12 protein-coding genes are annotated in these 11,550 nt (G+C 35.6%); 9 read left to right on the forward strand and 3 right to left on the reverse strand.

Annotated features, from left to right (window positions below; translation table 11 throughout):
* Nucleotides 1-112 precede the first annotated feature (112 nt).
* On the reverse strand, nt 113-1,588 hold the full coding sequence (locus tag Q0W95_RS06055; RefSeq protein ID WP_297790900.1) for a nucleotide sugar dehydrogenase: 1,476 nt from the start codon (nt 1,586-1,588) through the stop codon (nt 113-115).
* A gap of 285 nt (nt 1,589-1,873) precedes the next feature.
* On the opposite strand from Q0W95_RS06055, the gene Q0W95_RS06060 reads away from it, so the two are divergent.
* From Q0W95_RS06060 to Q0W95_RS06075, 4 genes are read left to right on the forward strand one after another with little or no spacing between them, the layout of a single operon-like run.
* On the forward strand, nt 1,874-2,566 hold the full coding sequence (locus tag Q0W95_RS06060) for a Wzz/FepE/Etk N-terminal domain-containing protein (protein ID WP_297790902.1): 693 nt from the start codon (nt 1,874-1,876) through the stop codon (nt 2,564-2,566).
* Nucleotide 2,567: 1 nt separating this feature from the next.
* On the forward strand, nt 2,568-3,224 hold the full coding sequence (locus tag Q0W95_RS06065; RefSeq protein WP_297790904.1) for a CpsD/CapB family tyrosine-protein kinase: 657 nt from the start codon (nt 2,568-2,570) through the stop codon (nt 3,222-3,224).
* Nucleotides 3,225-3,226: 2 nt separating this feature from the next.
* Nucleotides 3,227-4,003 (forward strand): CpsB/CapC family capsule biosynthesis tyrosine phosphatase, encoded by a 777-nt coding sequence (locus Q0W95_RS06070; RefSeq protein ID WP_297790906.1) that lies wholly within the window; start codon nt 3,227-3,229, stop codon nt 4,001-4,003.
* Nucleotides 4,000-4,401, forward strand: coding sequence for an SH3 domain-containing protein (locus Q0W95_RS06075; RefSeq protein WP_297790908.1), 402 nt, complete (start codon nt 4,000-4,002; stop codon nt 4,399-4,401). Before Q0W95_RS06070 ends, Q0W95_RS06075 begins: the two co-directional genes overlap by 4 nt.
* A 174-nt stretch (nt 4,402-4,575) precedes the next feature.
* Here Q0W95_RS06075 and gltA read toward each other — a convergent pair whose 3' ends face one another.
* Both gltA and Q0W95_RS06085 read right to left on the reverse strand, forming a co-directional pair.
* Nucleotides 4,576-5,961, reverse strand: coding sequence for an NADPH-dependent glutamate synthase (gene gltA / locus Q0W95_RS06080; RefSeq protein WP_297790910.1), 1,386 nt, complete (start codon nt 5,959-5,961; stop codon nt 4,576-4,578).
* Nucleotides 5,954-6,790, reverse strand: coding sequence for a sulfide/dihydroorotate dehydrogenase-like FAD/NAD-binding protein (locus Q0W95_RS06085; protein WP_297790911.1), 837 nt, complete (start codon nt 6,788-6,790; stop codon nt 5,954-5,956). Before Q0W95_RS06085 ends, gltA begins: the two co-directional genes overlap by 8 nt.
* 106 nt (nt 6,791-6,896) lie before the next feature.
* Between Q0W95_RS06085 and Q0W95_RS06090 the strand changes: the two genes are divergently transcribed.
* From Q0W95_RS06090 to msrA, 5 genes are all read left to right on the forward strand, one after another.
* Nucleotides 6,897-8,672: an ABC transporter ATP-binding protein gene (locus tag Q0W95_RS06090; protein WP_297790912.1), complete on the forward strand. Its 1,776-nt coding sequence runs from the start codon at nt 6,897-6,899 to the stop codon at nt 8,670-8,672.
* Between the two features lie 104 nt (nt 8,673-8,776).
* Entirely contained in the window at nt 8,777-9,538 is a 762-nt protein-coding gene (locus Q0W95_RS06095; RefSeq protein WP_297790914.1) for a DnaJ domain-containing protein, read from the forward strand.
* Between the two features lie 11 nt (nt 9,539-9,549).
* On the forward strand, nt 9,550-10,329 hold the full coding sequence (locus Q0W95_RS06100) for a threonine/serine exporter family protein (protein WP_297790916.1): 780 nt from the start codon (nt 9,550-9,552) through the stop codon (nt 10,327-10,329).
* 9 nt (nt 10,330-10,338) lie between these two features.
* Complete coding sequence (locus Q0W95_RS06105; RefSeq protein WP_297790918.1) at nt 10,339-10,818, forward strand: threonine/serine exporter family protein; 480 nt, start codon at nt 10,339-10,341, stop codon at nt 10,816-10,818.
* Nucleotides 10,815-11,300: a peptide-methionine (S)-S-oxide reductase MsrA gene (gene msrA, locus Q0W95_RS06110; RefSeq protein WP_297790920.1), complete on the forward strand. Its 486-nt coding sequence runs from the start codon at nt 10,815-10,817 to the stop codon at nt 11,298-11,300. The genes Q0W95_RS06105 and msrA overlap by 4 nt, the downstream gene beginning before the upstream one ends.
* Nucleotides 11,301-11,550: the final 250 nt, after the last annotated feature.

The raw sequence follows: 11,550 nt of genomic DNA on the forward strand, positions 1-11,550 counted from the left end.
AGCGTCAGATGTGTATAAGAGACAGTGATTAAATATGTCTTCTTTTTTACTAATAATACATTAGCAGAAGTATCATTTACTTCTACTAACATGGTTTTTCTTACAACAAAAATTAGTCCCTTTTAAACAAATCTCTAGTATAAACCTTATCTTTTACATCATCAAGGTAAGAATCATATCTATTTGCAATTATAGCTTGGCTCATTTTTTTAAATTTATTAAGGTTATTTACTATATCCGATCCGAAGAAGGTATCTCCATCTTTTAAGGTAGGTTCGTAAATTATAACTGTTGCCCCTTTTGCTTTAATCCTTTTCATTACCCCTTGGATAGATGATTGGCGGAAGTTATCGGAGTTGGATTTCATTGTTAAGCGGTAGACTCCAATTGTGCAGTCTTTTTCCATTTCGGGCTGGTAGTCGCCATCTGAGTTGTAATCGTAGTAGCCCGCTATATTTAGCACTTGGTCGGCTATGAAGTCTTTTCTTGTTCTATTAGAGTCCACTATGGCGGAAATCATGTTTTGTGGGACCTGGTCGAAGTTTGCTAATAGTTGCTTGGTATCTTTTGGTAGGCAGTAGCCACCATAGCCGAAGGATGGGTTGTTGTAATGGGAGCCAATTCTTGGGTCTAGGCATACTCCGTTGATGATTTCTTCTGTATTAAGTCCCTTGCTTTCTGCGTAGGTGTCTAGTTCGTTGAAGTAGGATACACGAAGGGCAAGGTAGGTATTGGCGAAAAGCTTGACTGCTTCTGCTTCTGTAAAGCCCATGAAGAGGGTATCTATATCTTCTTTAATAGCTCCTTGCTTTAGGAGATTTGCAAAAATCTCGGCTTTTTCTCTGCTTTCTTCATCACAAGAAACGATTATTCTTGATGGGTAGAGGTTGTCGTAAAGAGCCTTTGATTCTCTGAGAAATTCTGGGCTAAAGATGATGTTTTTTGTATGGTATTTTTCTCTAATAGCCTTGGTGTAGCCGACTGGTATTGTAGATTTTATAACCATCATTGCTTGAGGATTAACTTTTTGGACAAGGTCAATTACAGCTTCAACTGCTGAACAATCAAAGAAGTTTTTCTTGCTGTCATAGTTGGTAGGGGCAGCAATCACAACGAAGTCAGCATCCTTGTAGGCAGCTTCGCCATCAAGGGTAGCAACAAGGTCGAGGTCTTTTTCTTCGAGGTATTTTTCTATATAATCATCCTGAATAGGTGAAATTCTTTTGTTTATGAGGTCTACTTTTTCTTTAATTATATCAACTGCATGAACTTCATTGTTTTGAGCGAGAAGAGTTGCTATAGACATCCCTACATATCCTGTTCCTGCAACGGCAATCTTGTATTTTTTGTCGAGAACTTGGTATTTTTTCTTGTTTTCTTCTTCAAATAGGTCAACAACTTCAAAGCCCAAAACTTCCGCTAGACCTTGTAGTTGGTCGATTGATGGGGTGTAGTCGAGGGATTCTATCCTGCTAATCATAGCCCTATTAATGCCTGTAATTTCGGCTAGTTTTGCCTGGGTTATATTTTTTTCTTTTCTTTTACTAGTGAGAGTCTTTGCTAGTTTTTCTATAGATAATTTTTTCATTTCATCTCCTTGTTCTTTATATAAGGATGATATCTTAATTATTCGTAATGTCAATTATAATAACAGAAATCAAAATATTAGCACAAATTCTAGGACGATGTGAATTTTAAAATAACATAAACTTTATAGAAGTTGAGGTTGAGTAAATTATAGATTATTGTAATAATATATCTAAAATATGATTTTTTCACTAATTATGATTGAATTTTGTTGAGAATTAGTATAAAGTATAAAATAGGAATTATAGATTTTTTCATAAAGAAAATTTACTTTAAGGAGCAAGTAATGAATGAACAAGAAATTGATTTGATTGAGTTAGCTAAAAAAATCACTAAACATCTTGCAATGGTTATATTTCTAACAATCATTGTTGGTGGTTTAGGTTTTGCATATTCAAGTTTTTTGGCAACTCCAACCTATGAAGCTAATGCTACCATGATTGTAAGCAGTTCTAGCCAGAATGACCAACAACCACAAGCAAATGTTGATTTGGGTCAAATTCAAGCTAACAAAGCCCTAATTTCTACATATTCTGAAATAGTTAAGTCCAAGGGGATTGCAGATAGGGTTATTAAAAATTTGGGACTTAATATGGACTATGAAGAATTTTCTAAGAAAGTTTCCATTGAGCCTGTTAAGGATACCCAAATAATTTCTGTTAAGGTTGTTGATACAATCCCAGAAAGAGCGATGGATATTGCTAATGAAACTGCCAATATTTTCAAGGCTTCTATTGGGGACATTATGAAGGTCGACAATGTTCAAATTCTTGATGGAGCTAATCTTCCTGAAGAAGCATCATCTCCAAAGATTATGAGAAATACAGGAATTGGGTTAGCTTTAGGTTTTATACTAGGTATGGCGATAGCTATATTTAAGGAGCTTTCTGATACATCTGTGAAAAGCGCAGATGAAGTAAGTGAGTATTTCGATCTTCCAGTTATAGGCATTTTGCCAGATAGTAAACAAGGAAATTAATATGAGTAAGAAAAGTAATAATTATTATACAGCTTCAGCTTATGAGGAAGCTATTCGTACAGTTAGAACAAATATTCAATTTTCTAGTTTGGATAAGGAAAATAGGATAATCTCAATAACATCCACTAAACCTTCAGAGGGAAAGTCTACAGTTATATACAATCTCGCCAAATCTTTTGCTGAGAATGGAGAAAGAGTCATTCTTATCGATTGTGATTTGAGGTCTCCTTCTATTTCTCAAATTGCAGGTATTAAGGATAATGTTGGTGTTACAAATTATCTAACTGGTAAGGTTAGTTTAGAAAGAGCTGTGAATAAGGATCGTGAACAAGATAATCTTGACTTGATGTTTACAGGTCCTGTTCCACCTAATCCAGCAGAAATCTTGGCATCAAAAATTTTCAAAAATTTTATAGAGGAAGTATCTGAAATCTATGATTATGTTTTTATTGATACTCCGCCAGTTGGTCTTTTCACAGATTCTTCAATTGTAGCAACCCTTAGTGATGGAATTATTTTTGTGATAAAATCATCTGATACCAAGAAGGAAGAAATAAACCAAGCCTTGGATAACTTAAAGAAAGTTGAAGCCAACATTCTTGGTTGTGTCCTTACCCATATGCCATCTAAAGACAAGGGTTATGGGTCTTATTATTAAAAATGATTGATATACACAACCACATAATTTATGGAGTAGATGATGGCTCAAGGAGTCTTGATGAGAGCTTATCAATGATTAAGCTTTATATTGAGGCTGGTTTTACAGAAATCATAGCTACAAGCCATTTCGATAGGTCAAGATATATGGTTGATGCCCAAGAAATTAGGCAAAAAGTAGCTATAATAAATGACGAATTGGCCAAGGTGGGGATAGACTTTAAAGTTCATCCTGGCCATGAGATACAAGTTGAGATAGATATGCTTAAAAAAATTAGGGAAGGTTCACTGCTTAGGCTAAATGATTCAAGGTATGTGCTTTGTGAGCTTCCTTTTGGAAGTAAACCCAATTTCTTAAAAGACCTTGTTTATCAAATTCAACTTGAAGGCTATGTTCCAATTATCGCCCACGCAGAAAGATACTCTTATGTAGAGAGCGATATAGATTGGCTAGTAGATTTTATAAAGATGGGAGCCTTGATTCAGATTAACTACTCATCAATTAAGTCTCACTATGAAACGACTAAGACCTTGCTTGAAAGAAATATGGTTCATATAATAGCGACTGACGCCCATCAATCCGAATGGAGAAATCCATATATTGTTGACTATAAGGAAAAAATTCTTGGATTAATTGGTCAAGATAAGTTCGATAAGCTAGCAAGACTAAATCCAGGTTTGGTTATTAGTGATAAGTATATAGATAGTGAATATGATAATGTAGTGAAAAAGGAAAAGGAAGAGAAGAGTAGTATTTTCAATTTTTGGAGAAGGAAATGAAGGCAAAATATTTAGTATGTGCTAGCTTGATATTTTTGGGGTTGACTTCTTGCGAAAAAAAAGAAGAGACCTATCAAGGGAAAAATGTAAAAGTAGAATCAGTTTTTGATTCAGCTAGTAAAGATTCCCCCAAAGATAAAAAGCCAGAAAAAAAACCAGTAAATCCAGCCCCTCCTAAAGAAGAGAAACAAGCCAAGAAGAAATATAAGACTGTAGACTTTATTAATTTGCGAAAAACACCTACAACCCAAGAGGATAATATAATAGCTTCTTTGTCTGCTGGTAAGGTATTTGAAGTTTTGGAAGAAAAACAGGCAGATGATGGTGTATGGATTAAGGTGAGTTTTGAAGGCAAGGAAGGATATCTAAAGAAGGATTTACTTGAAGAAGTAAAATAATAAATTTATAACTGTTGGACCACTCCTCCCAAAGCTTGATAGCTTTAATTCTGGATAAGGGAGAGTCTAGCAGTTTTTTAAATGCAAGATAAAAAAGATAAATTAAAGAACAAGCCAGTAAGAGATTCAGATAGGATAGGGAAAGTTTGTAATAGTCTGAATCTCTTATTATTTTTATTTATTTTTCAAATATTGGTCAATAGATATGGCAGCTTTTTTACCTGCTCCCATGGCAAGAATTACAGTTGCAGCGCCACTTACAGCATCTCCGCCTGCAAAGACTCCTTCCTTTGTTGTCATTGTTCTATCGTCTATTATGATTCCTCCCCATTTTTCTGTTTTAATATCGGCATTTGTTTGTTTGATGAGGGGGTTAGGAGATTGACCTATGGATATTATCACTGACTCAAAGTCGACTTCTTCATAAGTTCCTGTTGGGATAGGACTTCTTCTGCCAGATTCATCAGCTTGTCCGAGTGTCATTTTTTCAACTCTCACCCTCTTTACCCATCCATTTTCTCCGAGTATTTCAACAGGATTGGCAAGGTTCATAAAGTTTATCCCTTCTTCTATGGCGTGGTGACTTTCTTCAAGTCTTGCTGGCATCTCGTCAAAACTTCTTCTGTATACAACAGTAACCTCAGCTCCGAGCCTTTTGGCAGATCTTGCCGCATCCATAGCAACATTTCCTCCTCCAACAACACACACTTTCTTGCCTATATGCACTGGTGTATCGTAGGTTGGGAATTTGTAGGCCTTCATTAGGTTCATTCTTGTCAAAAATTCATTGGCAGAATAGACCCCATTTAAGTTTTCACCAGGAATATTCAAAAATTTTGGAAGCCCTGCACCACTTGCTAGATAGATTGCCTCAAAGCCTTGGTCGAATAGGTCATCTAGGGATATTGTTCTTCCGACTATTGTGTTCGTTTGGAGTTTAACGCCTAGGCCAATAACATTTTTGAGTTCCTTTTGGACAAGAGTTTTAGGGAGCCTAAATTCAGGTATGCCATACATGAGAACTCCTCCAGCTGTGTGAAAGGCATCAAACATCACTACCTTGTAGCCTAGTTTAGCAAGGTCTGCGGCAGCGGATAGCCCAGAAGGGCCAGCTCCAACAACAGCAACTTTTTTGTTCTGGCTAGTTACTTCAACTGGCTTATGGTAATTTTTGCTATTTCTATAATCTGCTACAAATCTCTCAAGTCTACCAATTCCAACGGGTTCGTCCTTTATCCCCCTGGTACATCTTCCTTCACATTGACTTTCTTGGGGACAAACCCTACCGCAAATAGCAGGGAGGTTATTAGTTTCAGCAATTTTATCATAAGCCTTATCCAAATCATCTTCCAAAATCAACTTGATAAAGTCGGGAATTTGAACACCTACAGGGCAACCTGAAACGCAAGGACGATTCTTGCATTGGATGCACCTTGTTGCCTCTTCCTTAGCCATTTCTAAAGTATAACCGAGACTTACTTCCTCAAAATTTTTATTTCTTATATGTGGGTCTTGTTCTGGCATAGGAACTTTAACTTTTGCCATATTGAGCTTAGCCATTGCGTACCTCCCCTGTAATATTGCAGATGTGGACTTTCTCCTCTGTGGCATAGTTTCTGGACCTGTTTATGGCCTCATCAAAGTCGACCAAGAAACCATCAAAATCTGGACCATCAACACAGGCAAATTTCATTTGACCACCAACGCTTAGCCTACAACAGCCACACATACCAGTCCCATCTACCATAATGGAATTCATGCTTACAGTTGTTGCAATATTGTAAGACTTGCTTACACCTACTACATTTTTCATCATTATAGCAGGACCGATAGCAAGAATATGGTCATAAATATTTCCTTCTTTTATAAGGTCATCCAAAACTTGGGTTACAAAACCACTTCTTCCATATGAACCATCATCAGTTGTTATGTAAAGGTTGGTTGAAGATTTTTCTAGTTCATCTTTTAGAATTATAAGGTCTTTACTCTTAAAACCCATTATAACATCGACTCTAGCACCCAGTTCGTAGAGGTATTTGGCTTGTGGATAAGCAATTGCAGTACCAAGCCCGCCACCTACTACACAAACATTTTTTCCCTTTAGCTTATCAAGGTCAGTTGGTTTTCCAAGAGGGCCTACAAAATCCAAAAACCCATCACCAGCTTTTAGTTTATCCATTCTCATAGTAGTTCCACCTACAATTTGGACAATGATTGTGATATTTTCACCATCACTTTCCGAAATAGTGAAAGGAACTCTTTCGCCTTTTTCATCTAGCCTTAGAATAATAAATTGCCCAGGCAAGGCTTTTTTTGCTATAGCAGGTGCCTTAACAATAAATTTGATTGTATTTTTATTTAGCTTTGTTTTCTCAATAATTCTTGCCATACTTCCTCCTATATTAATATTAACAAATGAAAGAAGCTTTTACAATAAAGATGCAAAAGTCAATCCTTATAGTAGAGTATATGTTAACTAACAAAATGGAGGAAGTATGCAAAAAAATAAAAGAGAGTTTTCAAACAAGTATTTGCTCAAGAGATTTGTACCCTACTACAAACCCTACAAGCAAATCCTAACCATAGATTTAATTTCGGCAGCACTAACCACAATTAGCCAGCTTGTCCTACCTCTTCTACTGTCGTATCTTACGGACTGGGCTCAGCTTGGCATGCTCGATGTTAGTAGAGTAGTCAAGGTCGCAATAGTATATGTCATAACAAAGTTTATTGAAGTGGCGTCAAGATTTGTTATGCAATCTTTTGGCCACATCATGGGAGCGAAGATTGAAAGAGATATGAGAGGGGATGTTTTCAATCATCTCTTAAATATGGATACTGAGTTTTTTAATGAAGCAAAGATTGGCCAACTTATGACTAGGATGACAACAGACCTAAATGAAATTACCGAGTTTGCCCACCACGTTCCAGAAGAATTTTTGGTTGGAGCAATCAAACTATTGGTTTCATTTGCTGTACTTCTTACTATAAATTGGAAGCTTTCCTTAATCATTTATATCTTGATTCCGATTATGTATATTTTTTCGAGAAAATCTAGGGCTAAGTTTAGGCTTGCTACTATGAATACTAGAAGGCAGATTGGAGCAATCAATTCAGGAATAGAGGATACTCTTCTAGGAATTTCTGTAGTAAAGTCCTTTGCCAATGAACATATAGAGATGCAAAAGTTTGGCAAGGAAAATGAAAAGTTTGCCGACATCAAAAAAGACCAGTATTTTAACATGGCAAGCTACTTTATGGTTAAGGATGCTTTTTCAGGTCTAATGTATGCAGTCCTAATCCTTGTTGGGGGTATTTTTGTTATCAACAAGAAAATCAGTGCTGGTGATTTGATTGCCTTCACCATGTACCTAAATATGCTTGTTGCGACCATTGAAAGGTTAATTAATTTTACAGATACTTACGAAAAAGGAACCACGGGCATTGAAAGATTTGTTCAAATCATGAATCTAAAGAAAGATATTTACGACTTTGAGGATTCAAAAGATTTAGATAAGGTAAAAGGTAAAATTGAGTTCGACCACGTTTATTTTAAATATCCACAAACGAGCGAAGAAGATCCCTACGTTCTCTATGATATGTCCTTTACCATCAATGTAGGTGAGAATATTGCCTTGGTTGGTCCATCAGGAGTTGGAAAGACTACTATTTCCAAACTCATCCCGAGATTTTATGATGTAAACTCTGGTGTAATTAGGATAGATGATGAAAATATCAAAAATTTAACCATAGATTCACTTAGGGATAGTATTGGCATTGTCCAACAAGACGTATATCTTTTTAGCGGAACTGTAAAAGATAATATTAGATATGGCAAAGAAAATGCTACAGAGGAAGAAATTGTAAAGGCAGCAGAGCTTGCAGGTGCCCTAGACTTTATCAAAGACTTACCAGATGGATTTGATACCTATATAGGAGAGAGGGGAATAAAACTTTCTGGTGGTCAAAAACAAAGAATTTCCATCGCTAGAGTCTTTTTAAAAAATCCTCCAATCCTAATTCTTGATGAGGCAACAAGTGCCCTTGATAATAGGAGCGAGGCAATAGTCCAACAATCTCTCGAAAAATTAAGCAAGGGAAGGACGACCCTGACAATCGCCCATAGGCTCTCTACAATCATAAATGCTGATGAGATTTTAGTTTTAACATATGATGGCATAGCAGAAAGGGGAAGCCACAAAGAATTACTTGACAAAAAAGGCGTGTATTACAAGCTTTATAATTCCAATAATGAAGCACTTTTTGGCTAAATTAAAGATGGGAAAGATCCTGTCTTTTATTTTACAAACTTTTTGAAAGCATGATGAATTTGGGGCTTATTAATGTATAATCTAATATAGGAAAAGGAGAAAATATGGGAAAATTTTTCGGAAAAATATTACATATCTTTGCTACGATTTTGGGCAATATATTTAATTTTTTAATAAATGTGATGAATGTGATAACTATGACCTTCGAGGGGATCAGGCAATTCTTGTTATTGATTTTTTTCTTTGGATGTTCAACATTTTTCTTTTTGCCCTTTGTGGCTTTAGCCCTACCAGGAAAATGGTGGACGGCTATTTTTATAATACTAATAATACCAATCTTAGGACCTAAATTTATTTCTATGCTTAGATACCTAAATTACACCATAACCGAATGGATGTACGATAGGGCAGATACCTTAATTACAGGAAAAAAGGTTGGCTATGATTCTATTTCTGACTATGCAAACAAGTATAAGTTTGATAGAGAACAAGAAAGAAGAAAGGCTGCGGAAGAAGCGGCAAGAGCTAGGCAAGAAGAAATGAATAGAAGGTTTGAGGAGATGTTTAGAGACTTTACCTACACGACCTACAATCAGGGAAGCTGGCAAAACTATAACCACCAAGGGTATGGACAAGCAACAGACTTGGGATTTAAAGAAAGGTATGAAAAAGCATGCAGAACTCTTGAACTTGACTATAATCCAGATATCTACCAAGTTAAGCTTAATTATAGAAAACTTGCCAAAAAATATCACCCAGATATAAACAAGGAACAAGGGGCAACGGAAAAATTTCAAGAAATAAATGATGCTTATGAATTTCTAACAGAAGAAAATATTAATAAATACAAGTCAAGCTATAGGTAGGGAAGATGATTATGGAAAAAATTACAAGTGAAGAAAAAGCTGTAATACTTTCGGAAATAGCCTCCAATGCTGGGGCAATCATGCTTGCCAATGGGGCAGAAATTTATAGGGTTGAAGATACAGTTGAAAGAATTATAAGGAGTAAGGAAAGTATAAAGGATGTGGACGTCTACTCCACAGCCAACGTAATCGTCCTATCTTTTTCCTATGAAGATGAGATTCATACAAACATCAGAAGAGTGAAGGCAAGAACTCACAATCTCTATTATATAAACAGAGTAAACACCTTCTCCAGAGACTTCGTAAATGGAAAATATACTCTGAAAGAAGCTTGGGAAGAACTACAAAATATAAGAAAAGACCCTGGCCAACCTGTTTGGATGCAAGTTCTAGGCTCAGCTATATCTGCTGGAGCCTTCTTGTTGCTTTTAGATGGGCATATTACAGATATGATAATATCATTTTTTGTTGGACTTGTGTCCTATATAGTCAGCGATAAATTTAACAAGGCTAAATTTGGATTTTTCCTAGTAAATTTCGTAGCTGGCATTGTAGTAAGCCTTATAACCTTGACTTTCAAGCACTATTACCCATCCATAGAAGCTAACAAGATTGTAATAGCATCAATGATGGCCTTCTTACCAGGAATAACCTTAACCAACGCCATGAGAGATCTAATGAGTGGAGATGTAACTAGTGGATTAACAGGTGCGACGACCGCTATTTTGATATCGACAGCCCTTGCTCTTGGAGTGGCAATGCCTATTACAATTTTGACCTATGTGATTTAAGGAGGAGGAATGTTTTACCTATATCAATTTGTAGTATCATTTATATGTGCTATTGGATTTTGCCTAGTATTCCAGACACCTCTAAAACCTATGATTATAGCAGGGCTAAATGCTGGTGTTGGCTGGATAATATATAAGTCAGTAACAATAAAAACAGGATCTGCTTATATGGGGACCTTCCTATCAGCTTTTGTAATAGCCTTTATTTCAGAGTATTGTGCCAAGATATTCAAATATCCAGCAGTAATCTTTATAGTGCCAGGAATTATCAATCTATGCCCTGGTGAAGCAATATTTAACACTATGAAGTATTTTATAAACAATGAAACAACTCTAGTTCTACTAAGTTTATTTAAGGCGATGGCCCTAGCAGGAGCTATAGCCTTTGGAGTAGTACTATCTACTTCATTTTCAGCAAATATGAAAAATATTAGAAGAAGAAAGACAAAAAGAACCAACTATATAACTTATTTTAGGAGGAAGAAATGAAAAAAATAATATATTTAGCAGGCGGATGCTTTTGGGGAGTAGACGCATACTTTAACAACCTTGAAGGAGTAATTGAAACAGAAACAGGATATGCCAATGGAAATTCTAAAGAGACATACTATGAAAACCTCAAAAAATCAGATCATGCAGAAACTGTAAAAGTTACTTATGATGATGAAATTATAAGTCTAGAAAAACTTCTAAACTATTTTTACTACATAGTAGATCCTTTTTCTATAAACAAACAAGGTGGAGATATGGGCAGACAATATAGAACAGGAATATATTCTAATGACGAAAAAACCCTAGGTGAAATTAAAAAATTCATAGACGATAAGCAAAAAAATGAGAAAGAAGAGATAAAAATAGAAGTAGATAAGCTGAAAAATTATGTAAAGGCAGAAGAATATCACCAGGATTATCTAAAGAAAAACCCTAATGGATATTGTCATGTAAATCTTACAGATGTTCCTAACCTTTAAAAGAGCTAAAAATACGCAAATCATAAGAATGTCCTAGGATATTCTTATTTTTTTGAAAAAATATTTGACACTAGATATTATTCGTGGTATTATATTCAAGTCGGCAGGAGCTGACACAAAGAACCAAATAAATTAAATAGTAAACAATAACATAACCTTAAAATTCTTTTGATTTAAAAAGGATAACAAAAACAAAAATCACGCATCAGACAGAAGTCAGATGTAAATGAAAAGCCAGAACAAAAACGGC

Source organism: uncultured Anaerococcus sp., assembly GCF_947253225.1.
In the GTDB taxonomy this organism is placed as follows: domain Bacteria; phylum Bacillota; class Clostridia; order Tissierellales; family Peptoniphilaceae; genus Anaerococcus.